Origin of the sequence: Micromonospora sp. WMMD1076 (assembly GCF_029581475.1) — a bacterium.
Classification (GTDB): Bacteria; Actinomycetota; Actinomycetes; order Mycobacteriales; family Micromonosporaceae; genus Micromonospora; species Micromonospora aurantiaca.
Window position 1 is genome coordinate 3,840,511 of sequence record NZ_CP120862.1, and the last position, 17,559, is coordinate 3,858,069.

Sequence of the window (17,559 nt, forward strand, 5' to 3'; positions counted from 1 at the left end):
CGGTCGCGTTTGTCGCGCCGACCGCCGGGTAGCCACCGCCGACCGTGCCGCGCGTGCCGGGTGCCGGTCGTGCCGACTGACTGCGGAGGACGAGATGATGGGACCGGGTGACTTCGGCAACGACCCCTGGGACGAGTTCCTGGCCCGATACTTCGGCCGGGGCGAGGGGGGTCGCCGGCCGGCGCACCGGGTCGACATCACGCGCCTGATGACCGCCGACGCCCGGGAGATGCTCGCCGACGCGGCCCGCCGCGCCGCCCAGAAGCACAGCAACGACCTGGACACCGACCATCTGCTGTGGGCGGCGTTGCAGCGCGAGCCGTTGCGTGACCTGGTCCGCCGGGCCGGCGCCGACCCGGACGCGCTGCTGGGCGCGCTGGGCGGGCGCGGTGAGGGCGCACCGCGCGGCGAGGTGCCGCCGAACCTGTCGCTGACCCCGGCCGCGAAGCGGGCGCTGCTCGACGCGCACCAGCTGTCCCGCGCGATGGGCGCCAACTACATCGGTCCCGAGCACATCCTGATGGCGTTGCCGCTGAACCCCGAGTCGCCGGCCGGCCGGATGCTCGCCGCCGGCCGGATCCAGCCCGAGTCGTTGCAGGCGGCCAGCGCCGAGCGCGGCACGGCGAACGCCCCGCGCCCGGACCGGGGCACCCCGACGCTCGACCAGTACGGCCAGGACCTCACCGAGCTGGCCCGGATGGACCAGATCGACCCGGTGATCGGCCGGGCCGACGAGATCGAGCAGGCGGTGGAGATCCTGTCCCGGCGGACCAAGAACAACCCGGTGCTGATCGGTGAGGCCGGTGTCGGCAAGACCGCGATCGTGGAGGGCCTGGCCGAGCGGATCTGCGACGGCGACGTGCCGCAGACGCTGGTCGGCAAGCGGGTGATCCAGCTCGACCTGGCCGGCCTGGTCGCCGGCACCCGCTACCGGGGTGACTTCGAGGAGCGCCTGAAGAAGGTGATCGACGAGATCCGCGCCCACCGCGAGGAGCTGATCATCTTCCTGGACGAGATCCACACGCTCGTCGGCGCGGGCGGCGCCGGCAGCGAGGGCGGAATGGACGCGTCGAACATGCTCAAGCCCGCCCTGGCGCGCGGCGAGCTGCGGGTGATCGGCGCGACCACGCTCGACGAGTACCGGCGCAGCATCGAGAAGGACGCCGCACTGGCCCGCCGGTTCCAGCCGGTGCTGGTGCCCGAGCCGACAGTCGACGACACCATCTCGATCCTGCGCGGCCTGCGCGACCGGTACGAGGCGCACCACCAGGTCCGGTTCACCGACGAGGCGCTGGTCGCCGCCGGAGAGCTGTCCGACCGGTACGTCACCGACCGGTTCCTGCCGGACAAGGCGATCGACCTGATCGACCAGGCCGGCGCCCGGGTGCGGCTGCGCACCCGTACCCCCGCCGAGGACGTGCGCGAGCTGGAACAGCAGCTCGACGAGACACGCCGGGACAAGGAGCAGGCGGTCTCCGACGAGCAGTACGAGCGGGCCTCCGCGCTGCGCGACCGGCTCGCCGAACTGGAGGACCAGGTCCGCCGCGCCCGCGGCGACGAGGTTCCCAACCACGTGCCCGAGGTGGGGCCGACGGAGATCGCCGAGGTGGTCTCCCGGGCCACCGGCATCCCGGTCACCCAGCTCACCGAGGAGGAGCGCGACCGGCTGCTGCGCCTGGAGGGGCACCTGCACGAGAAGGTGATCGGCCAGGACGACGCGGTCAGCGCCGTCGCCGAGGCGGTACGCCGCTCCCGCACCGGGCTGGCCGACCCGAACCGGCCGATGGGCAGCTTCCTGTTCCTCGGCCCGACCGGCGTCGGCAAGACCGAGCTGGCCCGCGCGCTGGCCGAGGCGCTGTTCGGCGAGGCGGACCGGATGGTCCGGGTGGACATGAGCGAGTTCCAGGAACGGCACACGGTCAGCCGGCTGGTCGGCGCCCCGCCCGGGTACGTCGGCTACGAGGAGGCCGGTCAGCTCACCGAGGCGGTCCGCCGACGCCCGTACGCGGTGGTGCTGCTCGACGAGATCGAGAAGGCGCACCCGGACGTGTTCAACATCCTGCTCCAGGTGCTCGACGACGGCCGGCTCACCGACAGCCAGGGCCGCACCGTGAACTTCAAGAACACCGTCCTGATCATGACCAGCAACCTCGGCTCGGAGCTGATCACCGGCACCCAGCGCACGGTCGGCTTCGCCACCGGCGCGCCCGGCGAGCAGGAGAGCGACGAGCTGCGGGAGCGGCTGATGCGCCGGCTCCAGGAGAACTTCCGCCCGGAGTTCCTCAACCGCATCGACGAGGTGATCATCTTCCAGCGGCTGGAGGCCGAGCAGCTCCGCCAGATCACCGGGCTGCTGCTGGAGGAGACCCGCCGCCGCATGCACGCCCAGGACATCCAGGTCGACTTCAGCACGGCGGGCGTCGACTGGCTCGCCGAGCACGGCTACCAGCCGGAGTTCGGCGCCCGCCCGCTGCGCCGGGTGATCCAGCGCGAGGTCGACAACCGGCTGTCCCGGATGCTGCTGGGGAACGAGGTCTCACCGGGGCAGAAGGTCACCGTCGACACCCGTGACGACCAGCTCGTCTTCGACGTCGCCGCCGGTGAGCGGGGCTACACGCCCGCCACCACGTCCCATCCCCGATGACCGGCCGGGGTCCGTCCCGGCCGGGCCGGGACGGACCGTCACCGAAGGACCGGAGGACGGACATGACCGAACCCGAGGAAGTCTCCGACGACGACACCGGGGCCGGTGAACCGATCGAGGCGGCCCCGACCGCGAACCCGTCCCGGGTCCGGGTGCCGCCGGAGGGCCTGAAGCAGCACACACCGAACGAGGGCGAGCCGGCACCCGGGCCGCCGCCGGGAGAGGAGGCGTGATGGTACGCGAGGCGCGACTCGACCCCGAGGTCGAGGTGATCTGGGACGACTTCCACGCCGAGGTGAACGTGCCCTCCGAGACGCTGCGGCAGTGGCTGCTGACCCGCGGCTCGGGGGAGGAGGCGTTCGGGCCGGACCCGGACCTCGACCTGCCCGAGCCCGGCCGGCAGATCCTCGCCGTGCTGCGCAAGCGCAAGGTGGACCTCACGCCGGAGGACATCGAGGTGATGCGGGAGGCGATCAGCCGGATCCGGGAGCTGACCGCGCAGCGGCCCCGCCGGGGCAACGCCGACGACGAGTGGCGCCACGCCCTGCTCGACCTCGGTCACGACGTACTGGTCGAACGCTGAGCCGGTGCGGCGGCGCCCGGGCGGACCACCCGCCCGGGCGCCGCCCGCTACTCCGACTCCAGGCTGGGCAGCCGCAGCCCGGCCGCGTCCGCCGCGGCCTGCCGGTCGGCCCGGGCGCGTTCCTCGCGGCTGAGCAGGTTGGCGTACTCGGTCACGTCGGCCGGGCCCGGCACCTCCGGCAACCGGCGCAGGAACGCCTCCACCTCGGCGGAGGCGGTGGTGTGCGCGGTGGCCGCCTGGCGCAGCAGCTCCCGCTGGTCGGCGGCCGGATACAGATCAGTCATGTCGCCGGTGATACCCGGGTTCAGGCGATTCGCACCCCGCCCGAGCCGTTGGGCTGCACGCCGAACTCCGGGTGCGCCAGCAGCCAGCCCAGGTACTCCGGATGGTTCGCCAGCGCATCCGTGTACGCGGCGACCGCCGCCGCCAGCACCGGCTCGGCCACCGCCGCGGCCGGCACGTCCGGATGCCAGCCCAGCAGCAGCCGCCAGCGCAGCGGCGTACCGGCGAGCCTGCGGGTGACCAGCCCGGCCACCGGACGGAACGTGGCCTGGCACAACGCCACCGCCTCGCCCGCGTCCACCAGCTCCAGGGCGGCCCGCACGTCCGCCTCGTACACCTTCGTGGGGGTGAAGCCGGCGCGGGCGCAGGCGGCGGCGAAGCAGTCGCCGAAGCAACCCTCGCCCGGCGCGGCCACCCACCGCTCGCGGCCCAGGTCGACCAGGTCGATCTCGGTGCGGCCGGCCAGCGGGTGGGTCTGCGGCAGCAGCACGCAGATCGGCTCCACCGCAACCTCCCGCCAGCTCAGCCCGAACCCCGCCGACGGCGTCGAGTCGCCGCACACACCGGTCAGCGCGAAGTCGAGCCGGCCGCCGGCCACCATCTGCGCCAGCTCGTCCACCGACCAGGAGGCGTACGTGGTGATCTGCGCGTCCGGCCGCTCTGCGGCGAGGCGGTGCACCAGCCGGCCCATGATCGGGCTGTTCACGCCGCCGAAGCGGTACCGGCGCAGCGGGTCGCCCGCACCGGCCATCCGGGCCGCCTCGTCCCGCAGGCCCTTCATCGCCGGCAGCAGCACCCGGGCCCGGTCCAGCACCAGCTCACCCAGCGCGGTGGGGCGGGCGCCGCGGCGGTCCCGTTCGAACAACGGCCCGCCCAGCGCCCGTTCGATCCGCTGAAGCTGGGCGGTCAGCGCCGGCTGGGCCAGGCCGAGCGCCGAGGCGGCCTTGGTGACGCTCCCCGTCTCCGCGATCGCGCAGACCACACGCAGGTGTCGCAGCTCCAGATCCATACCGTGACGGTAGGACCACGAACCGATACACGGAAGGGGCGATCGGCTCACCCCTCGCGGCGATGCTCCAGGTCGCTCACCCGGGTACGCCGTCCGGTGACCACGTCGCGCACCTTGTCCAGCACCCCGACCGCCGGCTCGACGATCTTGTTCCAGGGCGGCGTGGCGGGCGTGCCGGGGTGCGGGCGGGTCGGCGCGGCCTCCTCCGCGATCTCCCACCGGTTGCCCAGCCGGATCAGCTCGGCGTCGCTGGCCACCTCCCGCAGCGGCGTGACCAGCGCCGCGACGCGGCTGACGTGCCGGCGTACCCGCTCGGCCACGTCGGCGACCGCCGGATCGTCCGGGCCGGACAGCTCCTTGAGCGCGGTCAGCAGCCCGGCGTCCGCCTCGATCTCCCGCTCGACCAACTCGGCGGCGTCCGGCATCGCGGCGCGGGCCGCCGGGAACAGGTACTGCTCCTCGGCGGACAGGTGCCGGGACACCGCAGCGGTCAGGACGTCGAGCACCTCGCGCCGGCCGGCGGCGTCCAGCGCCGGGTCGGTGACCCGGTCGGCCAGCCCCAGCAGCACCCGGTGCTCGGTGTCCACGAGGTCGGCGACGCTTCGCCCGCCCGGCCGGTACGCGTCGTCGGCGGCGGGCGGCAGCGGCGGCAGGGGGACGGTCATGGTGCCCTCCTCGTGACGGCCGGAGTCGATGTCCGGGCGGTCCGGCGGTACCCGGCCCGGCGCTCCGCGAAACCGCCGCCGGGCCACCGGCGGCCCGCGATCACCTCACCTGCTGGTATAAGGAAGCGATGACGAGCGACGCCGCCCCCGCCCGACCCGACGCCACCGACGAGGTCGTGGACCTCTGCCGCGACCTGCTGCGCATCGACACCACCAACACCGGCGACAACGACACCAGCGCGGGGGAGCGGCGCGCCGCCGAGTACGTCGCGGAGAAGCTCGCCGAGGTCGGCGTCGACGCCGAGATCCACGAATCCGCGCCCGGCAGGGCCAACCTGGTCGCCCGGATCCCCGGCACCGAACCCGGCCGCGACGCGCTGCTGGTGCACGGCCACCTCGACGTGGTGCCCGCCGACCCCGACGAGTGGTCGGTGCACCCGTTCTCCGGCGAGATCCGCGACGGCTACCTGTGGGGCCGCGGCGCGATCGACATGAAGGACTTCGACGCGATGGTGCTCGCCGTGGTCCGCGACTGGCAGCGCACCGGCGTCCGCCCCCGGCGCGACGTCGTGCTCGCGTTCACCGCCGACGAGGAAGCCGGCAGCGACTACGGCGCGCACTTCCTCACCCAGCGCCACCGCGACCTGTTCGACGGCTGCACCGAGGCGATCGGCGAGGTCGGCGGCTTCTCCTACTCCGTCGACGAGCAGCGCCGCCTCTACCTGATCGAGACCGCCGAGAAGGGCATCGACTGGCTGCGCCTGCACGCCAAGGGCCGGCCCGGCCACGGCTCGATGGTGCACGACGACAACGCCGTCACCGCGCTCGCCGAGGCGGTCGCCCGGATCGGGCGGCACCGCTTCCCGGTCGTGATGACCGACACCGTACGCGCGTTCCTCGCCGAGGTCGCAGACGTGCTCGGCATCGAGATCGACCCGGACGACCCGGAGACCGCGATCGCCAAGCTCGGCCCGATCGCCAACATCATCGGCGCGACCGTCCGCAACACCGCCAACCCGACCCGGCTGGCCGCCGGATACAAGGACAACGTCATCCCCGGCCGGGCCACCGCCACCATCGACTGCCGCAGCCTGCCCGGGCAGAGCGAGGAACTCGAGCGGCAGCTGCGCGAGCTGGTCGGTCCGGACATCGCCATCGAGTACGTCCAGCGCCAGCCGGCCCTGGAGACCACGTTCGACGGTGACCTGGTGGCGCACATGTCGGAGGCGCTGCGCGCCGAGGATCCGGGCGCCCACCCCGTGCCGTACATGCTCTCCGGCGGCACCGACGCCAAGGCGTTCTCCCAGCTCGGCATCCGCTGCTTCGGGTTCGCGCCGCTGCGGCTGCCCGCCGACCTCAATTTCTCCGGCCTGTTCCACGGCATCGACGAGCGGGTTCCGCTGGACGGACTACAGTTCGGCGTGCGGGTTCTGGACCGCTTCCTCCGTACCTGCTGACCGCGCCCGCCGCGGCGCCGCCGGCGCGGAACCTCCCCCCATCGCGAAGGGACTGCCACACATGACCGACCAGCACGGTGAGCTGGACGCCGCCCTCGAGCGCGTGATCGACGCCGCCCGCGCCCACCTGGCCGCCGTCCGGGCCGCCCAGGGCCGGATCGACGACGACGCCGTCTGGCAGGCGTACGTCGCGTTGAACAACGCCTCGTTCGCCTACGACGAGCAGCTGCTCGACGCGTTCGGCGAGGTGACGCCCTGGGACGTGGAGTCGATCGACCCGGACGAGGCCGACGAGCGCTTCGGCGCCGTCGAGGGCGGCGAGCCCACCGACCCGCACCCGCGGGTCATCTCGGTGCGGCAGCGGCGCGACTACCGGGTGCCCAGCGTCGCCGCACTGCTGCGCGCGGCCGAGGCGGCCCGCCGGGAGGGCACCCCGGAGGAGGACGAGCCGGCGCCGGTCGAAGGGGTCGGCGAGGCGGTGCTGGAGCTGCTGCAGAGCGGCGACGGTTCGCTGTCCGCGCTCGACGTGCCGGAGCTGGAGCCGCTGGACGGTGTGGTGATGGTCAGCGAGGTCGGCACCCCCGTCGACCTGGAGTCCTTCGACGACGACGACCCGGTCGGCCCGTTCCAGCCGGCCGCCGACGACCGGCTGGTCGGCCGGCTCGACGAGCACCCGTTCATGGAGCTCGACGAGGAGCACGACCACGCACACTAGGCCGTGCGCGTCCCCGGGGCGGCGCCGCGTCGCGCGGCCCCGGGGACGGGCCCCTCGTCAGTACGACAGGCCCGGCTGCGACTGGTTGACCAGGCGGCGCCGCAGCACCACCTGCCGCGTGCCGTCCCGGTAGAGCCGCACCCGGGCCAGCTCCCAGCCGGAGAACTCGGCCTGGATCGCCAACTGCGCCGCGGCGGTCAGCCGATCGACGTTCGAGGGCAACCGCAGCGGCGCGTATTCGTAGTCCATGCCCCTATGCTGCCCAGGTCGCGGGCCCTCCGCCACCCCCTGCGGGTGACCCGGATCGCCCCCGCCCGGCTCAGCCGTCGCGCTCCGGATAGCCCACCGGCACCGCCGACACGTCGTCCAGCGCCGTGACGATCTCCTCCGGCAGCGTCATCCGCTCCACCTGCAACGCGCCGAGCAGTTGCCCGACGGTGCGGGCGCCCAGGATCGGCGCGGTCACGCCCGGCCGGTCCCGCACCCAGGCCAGCGCCACCTCCAGTGGCGACACGCCGAGCCCGCCGGCCGCGATCGCGACCGCCTCCACGATGCTGGAGCAGCGCGGCTCCAGGTACGTCGCGACGAACCGCTCGAAGTGCGGCGACACCGCCCGCGAGTCGGCCGGGCGGCCGTTGCGGTACTTGCCGGTGAGCACGCCCCGGCCCAGCGGCGACCAGGGCAGCACGCCCAGCCCCATCCCGGCGCAGGCGGGCAGCACCTCGCGCTCCACGCCGCGCTCCAGCAGCGAGTACTCCACCTGCGCGGCGACCACCGGGGCGCGCCCCGGCCAGGCGGCCTGCCAGGCGGCCGCCCGGGCGGTCTGCCACCCGGAGAAGTTCGACACACCCACGTAGCGGGCCTTCCCGCTGGACACCGCGTGGTCCAGCGCCGAGAGCGTCTCCTCCAGCGGGGTGTCCGGGTCGTACCCGTGCACCTGCCACAGGTCGACGTGGTCGGTGCCCAGCCGGCGCAGCGAGGCGTCCAGCGTCCGCAGCAGGTGCCCGCGCGAGCCGTCCCGGCGGCGGCTGCCCGGCCGCAGGCCCGCCTTGGTGGCGATCAGCAGCTCGTCGCGGTCCACCAGGCTGCCCAGCAGCGAGCCGATCACCGACTCGGCGTCGCCGTCGGCGTACACGTCGGCGGTGTCGACGAGGTTGCCGCCCGCGTCGAGGTAACTCTTCAGCTGGGCGGCCGCGTCGTCGGCGTCGGTGTCCCGTCCCCAGGTCATGGTGCCGAGCGCGAGCCGCGAAACCGCCAGCCCGCTTCGGCCGAGCGGTCGCTGTTGCATGCGTGAACCTTATTTCGAACCCGGCGTCACGGAAATCCTCGCCGCAGTCAACTTCCCGCGCGACCTCCACCCGGTGTGACATGTTCGGGGCGAGCCGGACGTCGAGGGCGCCACGCTCATTGCGTAACCTGATGCGACCTGTGGTGCGGACGGTGGGAGGATCAGTGCGACTCGGGCTCAACCTCGGATACCAGACGGCGTGGAGCACGCCCTTCGACCACCTGGCGCTGGCCCAGGAGGCGGACCGGCTCGGCTACTCGGTGGTCTGGGCCGCGGAGGCGTACGGCTCGGACTCGCCGAGCATGCTGGCCTGGATCGCCGGTCAGACGGAGCGCATCGACGTGGGCGCCGCGGTCATGCAGATCCCGGCCCGTACCCCCGCCATGACCGCGATGACCGCCGCGACCATCGACACGCTCTCCGGCGGCCGGTTCCGGCTCGGCCTGGGCGTGTCCGGCCCGCAGGTCTCCGAGGGCTGGCACGGCGTCCGGTTCGCCAAGCCGCTGGCCCGCACCCGGGAGTACGTCGACATCGTCAAGCTGGCGGTCGCCCGCAAGGAGGTCGCGTACGACGGCGAGCACTACACGCTGCCGCTGCCCGACGGCCCCGGCAAGGCGCTGCGGCTGGGCTTCCACCCGCCCCGCGAGCACATCCCGATCTACCTGGCCGCCGTCGGCCCGAAGAACCTGGAGCTGGCCGGCGAGATCGCCGACGGCTGGCTGGCCGTCTTCTACTCCCCGGAGTTCGCCGAGGAGCACCTCGCCTCGGTGCGCGCCGGCCGCGCGGCGGCGGGCAAGGAACTGGCCGGGTTCGACGTGGTGCCGTCCGTGCCGGTCGTGGTCGGCGACGACATCGCCACCTGCGCCGAGCTGGTGCGCTGGTACGCCGCGCTGTACATGGGCGGCATGGGCAGCCGCAAGCAGAACTTCTACAACCAGCTCGCCACCCGGATGGGCTACGGCGACGCGGCCCGCGAGGTCCAGGACCTCTACCTGGCCAAGCGGCAGCGCGACGCGGCCGCCGCCGTACCGATGGAGTTCATCGACCGCACCTCGCTGCTCGGCCCGAAGGAGCGCATCGCCGAGCGGATGCGGGAGTACGCCGCCGCGGGCGTGACCACGCTGTCGGTGTCGCTGTTCGTGGCCGACCGGGACAGCGGGGTGCAGACCCTGCGTACCGTCGCCGAGGCGCTGGAGTTGTCCGGAGTCGGCGAGTGACCTGGATCGAGGCCATCGTCCTGGGCATCGTCCAGGGGCTGACCGAGTTCCTTCCGGTGTCCTCGTCCGGGCACCTGCGGATCACCTCGGCCCTGTTCTTCGGCCGGGACGCGGGCGCGTCGTTCACCGCGGTGACCCAGCTCGGCACCGAGGCCGCCGTCCTGATCTACTTCGCCAAGGACATCTGGCGGATCGTCCGCACCTGGTTCGTCGGCCTGGTCGACCGTTCGGTGCGGTCCAGCCTCGACTACCGGATGGGCTGGTACGTCATCATCGGCACCATCCCGATCGGCATCTTCGGGCTGATCTTCAAGGACCAGATCCGCACCGCCGGCCGGAACCTCTGGCTGATCTCCGGCACGCTGATCATCGGCGCGATGCTGCTGGCCTTCGCCGAGTACTGGGGCCGGCAGACCCGTACGCTGGAGAACTTCCGGATGCGCGACGGCGTCGTCATGGGCTTCGCCCAGGCCGCGGCGCTGATCCCCGGCGTCTCCCGCTCGGGCGGCACCCTGACCGCGGGCCTGCTGCTCAACCTCACCCGGGAGACCGCGGCCCGCTACTCGTTCCTGCTGGCCATCCCGGCCGTGGTGATCTCCGGCGTGTTCAGCCTCCCGGACGTCTTCGAGCCGTCCGCGCCGGGCACCGCCGCGCCGAGCGTGGCGCAGATGGTGATCGCCACGCTCATCGCGTTCGCCGTCGGCTACGCGGCCATCGCGTGGCTGCTGCGCTACGTCGCACACCACACGCTGTACGTCTTCGTGCTGTACCGGGTGGCGCTGGGCAGCCTGGTGATCTGCCTGCTGGCGACCGGCACGATCAGCGCGACCTGACGCTGTCTCCTGGCACGCGAGAAGGCCGGCACCCCGTTGGTCCGGGGTGCCGGCCTTTCGCTGTGTCTTACTTGTTCGTCTTAGCTGTTCCAGTGCTGGGCGACGAGGTCGGCGGCCTGCTGTTCCCACTGGGCGTAGTGGTCGGGGTAGGCACTGACCTGGACGGTCTGGGCGGCCTTGGTCAGGGGCATGTCCTGCCAGCCGTCGACCTGCTTGAGGGCCTTGAGGAACGCGGTGGTGGAGTATTCGGGGTCGGTGATCTGTTCGACCGTGCCCCAGCCGGAGGAGGGGCGCTGCTGGAACAGGCCCTGCGAGTCGTGGTCGTTGCGGTCACCGAGGTGGCCGAGGTTCTCCAGCTTCGACTCCTGCAACGCCGTCGCGATCGACACCACAGCGGCACGCTCGTCCATGCCGGCCTTCTTGGTGGCGGCGATGATCGCCTTCACGTTCTTGACCTGCTCGTCGTTCAAATCGATGTGGGACTGGGTGCCCTGCACGCCGTGCGGGATGAGCGCGGCGGTGTCGAGCGTGCCGGCGGCCTGTGTGGTGGTGACCGCGGCGTCCCGCACGGTGGGGGTGTTGGTGTCGTGGTTGAGGGGGCCGGCGGCGAGGCCACCGGCGACGGTCAGACCGGCGATACCGAGGATGCTGTTCCGCAGGATCGTGTTCATGAAGGGGGGCTCCGTTCGGGGGTCGACGCCCACACCGACAGGGGGGTCGGTGCGGGTGCGAGCACCGTCAGGCACTCGGAGAAGTCTTCGGGGGATCCGGCGTCCTGCTCACGCGACCCGCAACACCCGTGGGGGACGGGCGGGGTTCGGCTGGCGGCGCCGGAGCCATACACAACGACCACCGGCCCGGGATCATTCCCGGACACTGCCACCCGCCATCACGCGACGGGGTGCTGCTGCGGTCGTTCACCGGGTACAACGCCCCGGCCCCGCCCACACACCACCCCCACCCACCCAGGCCCGCGATGCCCCCGCCGCCGCCCGGCACCCCGCCCGCCCGCGCCGCGCCCCGCCGATCATGAAGTTGACGGCATCGTCTGTCCCGTTTTGTCTCCGCCAACCTCATGATCGGCCGAGTGGGTGGGCCCGCGAGGGCGGAGCTAGTGGCGCGAGCCCTCAGCGCGGCGCGCCCGGCGTCCGGGCCACGCTCGGCGGGGAGATCTTGGTACGAAAAGGCCCTCAGAGGGGCCCAAACCTTCCAAGATCTCCGCCGCCAGGCACCTGAACCCGTCGAGCGCGGGCCGGGCGTCGCCAACCGGGATGCTTCCATCGGTCGATCATGAAGTTGACCTGGATCGCCGTCCGATTTGTCCGGGTCAACCTCATGATCGACGCCGACGGGGGACGGGGGCGGTCCCGGTAACGGGGAGCGCCGCGGAACGGGGTGTCGTGGCGGGACGATCGTCGGGGAACGCACGGCCTAGGGTGGTTTGCGTGGCGACCCTTCTGCTTCTGCGACACGGCCGGACCACCGCGAACGCCGACGGCGGCCTGGCCGGGCGGCAACCGGTCGAGCTGGACGACACCGGCCGGGCGCAGGCGACGGCGGTCGGCGGGCGCCTCGCCGCGCTGCCGCTGGCGGCGGTGGTGACCAGCCCGCTCATCCGCTGCCGGCAGACCCTGGAGCTGGCGCTGCCCGGTGCCGAGCCGATCGTCGAGGACGGGCTGATCGAGTGCGGGTACGGCGACTGGGAGGGGCAGTCGCTGAAGAAGCTGGCGAAGGAGCCGCTCTGGCCGGTGGTGCAGCAGCACCCGAGCGCCGCGGCGTTCCCGCAGGGAGAGTCGATGGCGGCGATGTCGGCGCGCGCGGTCGCCGCGGTACGGTCGTGGGACGCCCGGGTCACCGCCGAGCACGGGCCGGAGGCGGTCTGGCTGGCGTGCAGCCACGGCGACGTGATCAAGGCGATCGTGGCGGACTCGCTCGGCGTACACCTTGATCTTTTTCAGCGGATCGTGGCCGACCCGGCATCGGTGACGGCGATCCGCTACACCCCGTTGCGGCCGTTCCTGGTCCGGCTCAACGACACCGGCGGTGACCTGTCGGCGCTGGTCCCGCCGCCGCGCAAGCGGCGCCGGCGACCGGTGCGGGCGGCCGAGTCCGACGCGGCGGTCGGTGGAGGCGCGGGCGCGGCCGGGTGAGACAGGAGTACGCGGCGCGTTCGCTCTGGGCGGATTCGCCGTCGGTGGGCTGCGCGGTGCTTCCACACGCCGGATAGGGTCGTGGGTATGACGCACCAGGTGCACGCCTTCGAGCCGCCGGAGCGGTTCGTCGCCGGTACGGTCGGCCCGCCGGGGGAGCGCACGTTCTTCCTCCAGGCGCGCGGCGGCGGCCGGTTGGTCAGCGTGTCGCTGGAGAAGGTCCAGGTGTCGTTGCTCGCCGAGAAGCTGGAGGAGCTGCTCGCCGAGGCGCAGCGCCGCTTCGGCGTGAAGCTGCCGGAGCCGATCACCACGGTGAGCGGTGACAACGAGCCGCTCGACACGCCTGTGGACGAGGAGTTCCGGGTCGGCACGCTGGGCCTGGCCTTCGACGTGGACACCGCCACCGTGGTGATCGAGGCGATCGCCGTCGGTGAGGCGGAGGCCGAGGTCGAACTGGGCGACGCGGACGACGACGCCGACGAGGACCCGGACGAGCCGGACGACGACCTCGACCGCCTGCGGGTGCGGCTGACCCCGGAGGCGACCCGCGAGTTCATCGAACGGGCCAAGCGCGTCGTGAACGCCGGCCGGCCCCCCTGCCCGCTGTGCGGCCAGCCGCTCGACCCGGCCGGTCACCTCTGCCCCCGGCACAACGGCTATCACCGGTGACCTCGTCGGAACTGCAGCCCCGACAGGACGGCGCCGAGGCGCTACGGCTGCTCGCCGACGGTGAGCTGACCCTGGAAGGGCGGCTCGTCGACGCCTCCAACGCGACGCTGCGCGGCGTCATCGCGCTCGGCGACGCGAGTGCGCACTGCGTCTACAAGCCGGTACGCGGCGAGCGCCCGCTCTGGGACTTCCCGGACGGCACGCTCGCCGGGCGGGAGGTGTCCGCCTACCTGGTGTCCCGGGCCACCGGCTGGGATCTGGTGCCACCGACGGTGCTGCGCGACGGCCCGTTCGGTCCCGGCTCGTGCCAGCTCTGGATCGATGAGCCGGACGACGCCGAGCCGCTCGTCGGGTTCGTGCCGGCGCAGGAGATCCCGCCGCGCTGGTTCCCGGTCGCCGCGGCCCGCGACGACGACGGGGCGGCGTACGCGCTGGCGCACGCCGACGACCCCCGCCTGGCCCGGCTCGTCGTGCTCGACGCGATCATCAACAACGCCGACCGCAAGGGCGGGCACGTGCTCGCCGGCCCGGACGACCGGATCTACGGCGTCGACCACGGCGTGAGCTTCCACGTCGAGGAGAAGCTGCGTACGGTGCTGTGGGGCTGGGCCGGTCGCGAACTGCCGCCGGACGCGGTGGAGATGCTCGACGGCCTGGCCGGGCAGCTGCGCGGGCCGCTCGGTGAGGAACTGGCCGAGCACCTGACCATCGGTGAGCTGGCCGCGCTGGCGGAACGGGTCGAGCGGCTGGGCGAGAGCGGCCGGTTCCCGCTGCCGCCGCAGGAGTGGCCGGCGATGCCCTGGCCGCCCATGTGAGCTGCTGTCGCGTTGATCACTTGTGGGGCGGCACCCGGGCGTCTGACGGATCGTTAGGCTGGCGGTCATGGAGTCTTGGGCGGGACACGAGGTGCCACGGCTGCCCGGCGAGGGCGTGTCGCTGAGGTTGTACGACTCGGCGCGGCAGGGCGCCCATCCCAGCCGGCCCGAGGGCGCGGCCTCGATGTACGTCTGCGGCATCACCCCGTACGACGCGACGCACCTCGGACACGCCGCCACCATGATCACGTTCGACCTCGTGCAGCGGATGTGGCGCGACGCCGGCCTCGACGTGCGGTACGTGCAGAACGTCACCGACATCGACGACCCGCTGCTGGAGCGCGCCGAGCGCGACGGCGAGGACTGGAAGGTCCTGGCCATGCGGGAGACTGCGCTGTTCCGCGAGGACATGGAGGCGCTGCGGATGATCCCGCCGGCGCACTACGTCGGCGCGGTCGAGTCGATCCCGGACATCGCCGAGAAGGTGCTGATGCTGCTCAAGGACGGCGCGGCGTACCGGCTCGACGACGGCACCGGCGACGTCTACTTCGACATCTCCGCCGCGCCCCGCTTCGGCTACGAGTCGAACCTGACCCGCGAGCAGATGATCGAGCTGTTCGCCGAGCGCGGCGGCGACCCGGAACGCGCCGGCAAGCGCGACGCGCTCGACCCGCTGCTGTGGCGCGGTGCTCGCGAGGACGAGCCGTCCTGGCCCGGCGGCGACCTGGGCCCGGGCCGTCCCGGCTGGCACATCGAGTGCGCCGTCATCGCGTTGAACCTGCTCGGCGACCGGATCGACGTGCAGGGCGGCGGCAACGACCTGATCTTCCCGCACCACGAGTGCTCCGCCGCGCACGCCGAGCGGCTGACCGGCGAGGCGCCGTTCGCCGACCACTACGTGCACGCCGGCATGATCGGCCTGGACGGCGAGAAGATGTCGAAGTCCCAGGGCAACCTGGTCTTCGTGTCCCGGCTGCGGGCCGACAAGGTGGACTCGATGGCGGTCCGGCTGGCGCTGATGGGCGGGCACTACCGCACTGACCGCTCCTGGACCGACGACCTGCTCACCGAGGCGCAGGAGCGGCTTGGCCGCTGGCGGCGGGCCGCCGCCGCGCCGGCCGGGCCGTCGGGGGCGGCGTTGCTGGCCGAGGTACGCGGGCGCTTGGCCGACGACCTGGACACGTCGGGTGCTCTGGCGGTGGCCGACAGCTGGGCCGAAGGCGCCCTGACCGGCGTCGCCGACGACCCGGATGCCCCGGCCCTTTTCCGGGACACGGTCGACGCCCTCCTGGGCATCGCCCTCTAGCCCGCCCGGTCCCTCGGTGCCGGGGCGCCGGGTCAGCCCAGGACCAGGCCGGGGTCGGGGTCCTGGTCGGGAGCGGGGGCGGGGATCTTGTACTCCTCGGTGAGCGTGGTCATCGGGCCGGGCCACGTGGCCTGGGCGACCTCGATCGGCTTGTGCCGTTCGTCGTAGGCGACGTGCAGCAGGTGCAGCACCGGCGTGTCCGGGCGGATCTGGAGGATCTCGGCCTCCTCCCGGCTGGGCTGGCGGGCGCTGATCGTGTCGGTGGCGGTGACGTACCGCCGGCCGGTGACCTCCTCGGCCTCCTGGTAGAGCGGCCGGCCGAACGCCTCGGCCCGCTCCAGTGAGGTGCCGGCGGTGTCGGCGGGCAGGAACCAGGACGCGCCGACCTCGACGGGGGAGTCGTCGGTGCGTACCAGGTGCCGCCGGCACAGCAGCTCGGTGCCGTCGGCGACGCCGAACGCGTCGGCCACCTCGGACGGGGCGGGGGAGCGGCCGACGGAGACGAGCTGCTGGCGGTACCGGGCGGCCAGGTCGGTGTGGTAGCCGCGGAAGCCGCCGTACCGGCCCCGGGACAGGCGGTTGAGGCGGCGCCGGGTGCCCCGGACGTACGTACCGGAGCCGGGTTTGGTGATCAGGATGCCCTCGACCCGCAGCTGGTCGACGGCGCGTTGCACGGTCTGCTTCGCGACGCCGAACATCTCGGCGATGGCCGGTATGGACGGCAGCCGCTCGCCCGGACCCCAGTCGCCGCGGCGCACCTGGGCCTTGAGCTGCGCGGCGATCTGCCGGTGCGGGAACTCGGCCGCGCCGGGGTTGATCTGCATGCCCGCCTCCTCATAACAGCTAGGTTCCTAGGATGCCCTAGAGGGTGTGACGGCGCCACCCCGGACACGAAGAAGCCGGGCCCCGGCGGGGGAACCCGGCTTCGACGGAACTGTGCTACCAGGAACCCGCTGTCGGCCCGGCGGAACCGCCGCGGCGGCGCAGGTACTTCTCGAACTCCTGGGCGATCTCGTCCCCGGTCAACGGGGTGATGCCGGCGTCGCCGACCCGTTCCTCCAGCTCACGCACGTACTCGCCGAGTTCGGCGTCCTGCTCGGCGGCGCTGCGCACCCGCTGCTCCCACTCGGCTGCCTCCTCGGCCAGGTCGGCCATCGGCACCGGCAGGTCGAGCACCTCCTCGACCCGGTGCAGCAGGGCGAGGGTGGCCTTCGGGCAGGGCGGGTTGTTGGCGTAGTGCGGCACGTGCACCCAGAACGACACCGCGTCGACCTCGGCCCGGGTGCAGGCGTCGTGCAGCACACCGACGATGCCCGTCGGCCCGTCGTACCGGGTGGGGGTGAGCTGGTAGCGCTTGGCCGCGTCGGCGTCCGACGCGCTGCCGCTGATCGGCAACGGCCGGGTGTACGGCACGTCGGCCAGCAACGCGCCGAGCAGCACCACCCGCTCGACCTCCAGGCTGTGGCAGATCTCCAGCACCTGCTCGCAGAACGTCCGCCAGCGCATGCTCGGCTCGATGCCGCGGATCAGCACCACGTCGCGCTCGGTGCCCTCCGGGCTGGCCACCATGAACCGCGTGGTGGGCCACTCGACGCGCCGGGTCTCCCCGTCGGCCATGGTGATCGTCGGCCGGCTCACCTGGAAGTCGTAGAAGTCCTCCGGGTCCAGCTCGGTCACCTGCCGGGCCTGCCAGACCTGTTCCAGGTGTTCCACGGCGGCGGTGGAGGCGTCGGCGGCGTCGTTCCAGCCCTCGAAGGCCGCGATGGCGACCGGCGAGCGCAGTACCGGCAGCCCGTCGAACTCGGTCACGCCGTCACCTCACCCTGCTCGTCGGGCGCGGCGCCGCCCCGTCGCACTGTCGCACCCCAGTTGTCCTTCACGTCCGTCAGCCTACGTGCCGCCGCCGGGCCCGGCCCGTCGGCCGCG

General features: G+C 73.0%; 19 protein-coding genes. 11 read left to right on the plus strand and 8 right to left on the minus strand.

Annotation, left to right across the window (positions count from 1 at the left end; genetic code table 11):
- The first annotated feature begins 94 nt into the window (after nt 1-94).
- From O7622_RS18235 to O7622_RS18245, 3 genes are all read left to right on the plus strand, one after another.
- Entirely contained in the window at nt 95-2,644 is a 2,550-nt protein-coding gene (locus O7622_RS18235) for an ATP-dependent Clp protease ATP-binding subunit (protein ID WP_282309369.1), read from the plus strand.
- Nucleotides 2,645-2,706: 62 nt separating this feature from the next.
- Nucleotides 2,707-2,877, plus strand: coding sequence for a hypothetical protein (locus tag O7622_RS18240; RefSeq protein WP_282309370.1), 171 nt, complete (start codon nt 2,707-2,709; stop codon nt 2,875-2,877).
- Nucleotides 2,877-3,227 carry a DUF3140 domain-containing protein gene (locus tag O7622_RS18245; RefSeq protein WP_282309371.1) on the plus strand — a complete coding sequence of 117 codons (351 nt, stop codon included), beginning with the start codon at nt 2,877-2,879 and terminating at the stop codon, nt 3,225-3,227. The genes O7622_RS18240 and O7622_RS18245 overlap by 1 nt, the downstream gene beginning before the upstream one ends.
- A gap of 47 nt (nt 3,228-3,274) precedes the next feature.
- On the opposite strand, the gene O7622_RS18250 is transcribed toward O7622_RS18245, so the two are convergent.
- The 3 genes from O7622_RS18250 to O7622_RS18260 are packed head-to-tail and all read right to left on the minus strand — an operon-like array spanning nt 3,275 to nt 5,183.
- A complete protein-coding gene (locus O7622_RS18250) occupies nt 3,275-3,511 on the minus strand; it encodes a hypothetical protein (RefSeq protein ID WP_013476980.1) in 237 nt (78 codons plus the stop codon).
- 20 nt (nt 3,512-3,531) lie between these two features.
- Nucleotides 3,532-4,518, minus strand: a complete 987-nt coding sequence (locus O7622_RS18255) for a LysR family transcriptional regulator (protein ID WP_282309372.1) — start codon at nt 4,516-4,518, stop codon at nt 3,532-3,534.
- A 47-nt stretch (nt 4,519-4,565) separates the two neighbouring features.
- Entirely contained in the window at nt 4,566-5,183 is a 618-nt protein-coding gene (locus O7622_RS18260; RefSeq protein WP_282309373.1) for a hemerythrin domain-containing protein, read from the minus strand.
- A 128-nt stretch (nt 5,184-5,311) separates the two neighbouring features.
- Here O7622_RS18260 and O7622_RS18265 point away from each other — a divergent pair, with 128 nt between their 5' ends.
- Together O7622_RS18265 and O7622_RS18270 are read left to right on the plus strand one after the other, a co-directional pair.
- Nucleotides 5,312-6,640: a M20/M25/M40 family metallo-hydrolase gene (locus O7622_RS18265; protein ID WP_282309374.1), complete on the plus strand. Its 1,329-nt coding sequence runs from the start codon at nt 5,312-5,314 to the stop codon at nt 6,638-6,640.
- Between the two features lie 61 nt (nt 6,641-6,701).
- Nucleotides 6,702-7,355, plus strand: coding sequence for a hypothetical protein (locus O7622_RS18270; RefSeq protein WP_013286069.1), 654 nt, complete (start codon nt 6,702-6,704; stop codon nt 7,353-7,355).
- A gap of 57 nt (nt 7,356-7,412) precedes the next feature.
- On the opposite strand, the gene O7622_RS18275 is transcribed toward O7622_RS18270, so the two are convergent.
- Nucleotides 7,413-7,604: a DUF5703 family protein gene (locus O7622_RS18275; RefSeq protein ID WP_030274256.1), complete on the minus strand. Its 192-nt coding sequence runs from the start codon at nt 7,602-7,604 to the stop codon at nt 7,413-7,415.
- Between the two features lie 70 nt (nt 7,605-7,674).
- Complete coding sequence (locus O7622_RS18280; protein ID WP_013286071.1) at nt 7,675-8,643, minus strand: aldo/keto reductase; 969 nt, start codon at nt 8,641-8,643, stop codon at nt 7,675-7,677.
- A 164-nt stretch (nt 8,644-8,807) separates the two neighbouring features.
- Between O7622_RS18280 and O7622_RS18285 the strand changes: the two genes are divergently transcribed.
- Together O7622_RS18285 and O7622_RS18290 are read left to right on the plus strand one after the other, a co-directional pair.
- The gene (locus tag O7622_RS18285; RefSeq protein ID WP_282309375.1) at nt 8,808-9,860 is read left to right on the plus strand and encodes an LLM class F420-dependent oxidoreductase; all 1,053 of its coding nucleotides are present in this window, start codon (nt 8,808-8,810) and stop codon (nt 9,858-9,860) included.
- Entirely contained in the window at nt 9,857-10,693 is an 837-nt protein-coding gene (locus O7622_RS18290) for an undecaprenyl-diphosphate phosphatase (RefSeq protein ID WP_282309376.1), read from the plus strand. Before O7622_RS18285 ends, O7622_RS18290 begins: the two co-directional genes overlap by 4 nt.
- Before the next feature lie 80 nt (nt 10,694-10,773).
- On the opposite strand, the gene O7622_RS18295 is transcribed toward O7622_RS18290, so the two are convergent.
- Nucleotides 10,774-11,364: a hypothetical protein gene (locus O7622_RS18295; protein ID WP_282309377.1), complete on the minus strand. Its 591-nt coding sequence runs from the start codon at nt 11,362-11,364 to the stop codon at nt 10,774-10,776.
- 765 nt (nt 11,365-12,129) lie between these two features.
- On the opposite strand from O7622_RS18295, the gene O7622_RS18300 reads away from it, so the two are divergent.
- The 4 genes from O7622_RS18300 (at nt 12,130) to mshC (ending at nt 15,633) form a co-directional block, all read left to right on the plus strand.
- Nucleotides 12,130-12,843, plus strand: coding sequence for a histidine phosphatase family protein (locus O7622_RS18300; RefSeq protein WP_282309378.1), 714 nt, complete (start codon nt 12,130-12,132; stop codon nt 12,841-12,843).
- An 87-nt stretch (nt 12,844-12,930) separates the two neighbouring features.
- A complete protein-coding gene (locus O7622_RS18305) occupies nt 12,931-13,512 on the plus strand; it encodes a DUF3090 domain-containing protein (protein ID WP_282309379.1) in 582 nt (193 codons plus the stop codon).
- Nucleotides 13,509-14,327, plus strand: a complete 819-nt coding sequence (locus O7622_RS18310; RefSeq protein WP_282309380.1) for an SCO1664 family protein — start codon at nt 13,509-13,511, stop codon at nt 14,325-14,327. The genes O7622_RS18305 and O7622_RS18310 overlap by 4 nt, the downstream gene beginning before the upstream one ends.
- Nucleotides 14,328-14,394: 67 nt before the next feature.
- Nucleotides 14,395-15,633 (plus strand): cysteine--1-D-myo-inosityl 2-amino-2-deoxy-alpha-D-glucopyranoside ligase, encoded by a 1,239-nt coding sequence (gene mshC, locus O7622_RS18315; RefSeq protein ID WP_282309381.1) that lies wholly within the window; start codon nt 14,395-14,397, stop codon nt 15,631-15,633.
- A gap of 32 nt (nt 15,634-15,665) precedes the next feature.
- Here the strand turns inward: mshC and O7622_RS18320 are convergent, their stop codons facing one another.
- Both O7622_RS18320 and O7622_RS18325 read right to left on the minus strand, forming a co-directional pair.
- A complete protein-coding gene (locus O7622_RS18320; RefSeq protein ID WP_013286080.1) occupies nt 15,666-16,457 on the minus strand; it encodes a GntR family transcriptional regulator in 792 nt (263 codons plus the stop codon).
- A gap of 115 nt (nt 16,458-16,572) precedes the next feature.
- Nucleotides 16,573-17,442 (minus strand): PAC2 family protein, encoded by an 870-nt coding sequence (locus tag O7622_RS18325; RefSeq protein ID WP_030504102.1) that lies wholly within the window; start codon nt 17,440-17,442, stop codon nt 16,573-16,575.
- Nucleotides 17,443-17,559: the final 117 nt, after the last annotated feature.

Excerpts from the sequence above, each read along its gene's own strand:
- O7622_RS18235 (WP_282309369.1), top strand. The coding sequence starts at position 95 with ATGATGGGACCGGGTGACTTCGGCAACGACCCCTGGGACGAGTTCCTG.
- O7622_RS18240 (WP_282309370.1), top strand. The coding sequence starts at position 2,707 with ATGACCGAACCCGAGGAAGTCTCCGACGACGACACCGGGGCCGGTGAA.
- O7622_RS18245 (WP_282309371.1), top strand. The coding sequence starts at position 2,877 with ATGGTACGCGAGGCGCGACTCGACCCCGAGGTCGAGGTGATCTGGGAC.
- O7622_RS18250 (WP_013476980.1), bottom strand. The coding sequence starts at position 3,511 with ATGACTGATCTGTATCCGGCCGCCGACCAGCGGGAGCTGCTGCGCCAG.
- O7622_RS18255 (WP_282309372.1), bottom strand. The coding sequence starts at position 4,518 with ATGGATCTGGAGCTGCGACACCTGCGTGTGGTCTGCGCGATCGCGGAG.
- O7622_RS18260 (WP_282309373.1), bottom strand. The coding sequence starts at position 5,183 with ATGACCGTCCCCCTGCCGCCGCTGCCGCCCGCCGCCGACGACGCGTAC.
- O7622_RS18265 (WP_282309374.1), top strand. The coding sequence starts at position 5,312 with ATGACGAGCGACGCCGCCCCCGCCCGACCCGACGCCACCGACGAGGTC.
- O7622_RS18270 (WP_013286069.1), top strand. The coding sequence starts at position 6,702 with ATGACCGACCAGCACGGTGAGCTGGACGCCGCCCTCGAGCGCGTGATC.
- O7622_RS18275 (WP_030274256.1), bottom strand. The coding sequence starts at position 7,604 with ATGGACTACGAATACGCGCCGCTGCGGTTGCCCTCGAACGTCGATCGG.
- O7622_RS18280 (WP_013286071.1), bottom strand. The coding sequence starts at position 8,643 with ATGCAACAGCGACCGCTCGGCCGAAGCGGGCTGGCGGTTTCGCGGCTC.
- O7622_RS18295 (WP_282309377.1), bottom strand. The coding sequence starts at position 11,364 with ATGAACACGATCCTGCGGAACAGCATCCTCGGTATCGCCGGTCTGACC.
- O7622_RS18305 (WP_282309379.1), top strand. The coding sequence starts at position 12,931 with ATGACGCACCAGGTGCACGCCTTCGAGCCGCCGGAGCGGTTCGTCGCC.
- mshC (WP_282309381.1), top strand. The coding sequence starts at position 14,395 with ATGGAGTCTTGGGCGGGACACGAGGTGCCACGGCTGCCCGGCGAGGGC.
- O7622_RS18320 (WP_013286080.1), bottom strand. The coding sequence starts at position 16,457 with ATGCAGATCAACCCCGGCGCGGCCGAGTTCCCGCACCGGCAGATCGCC.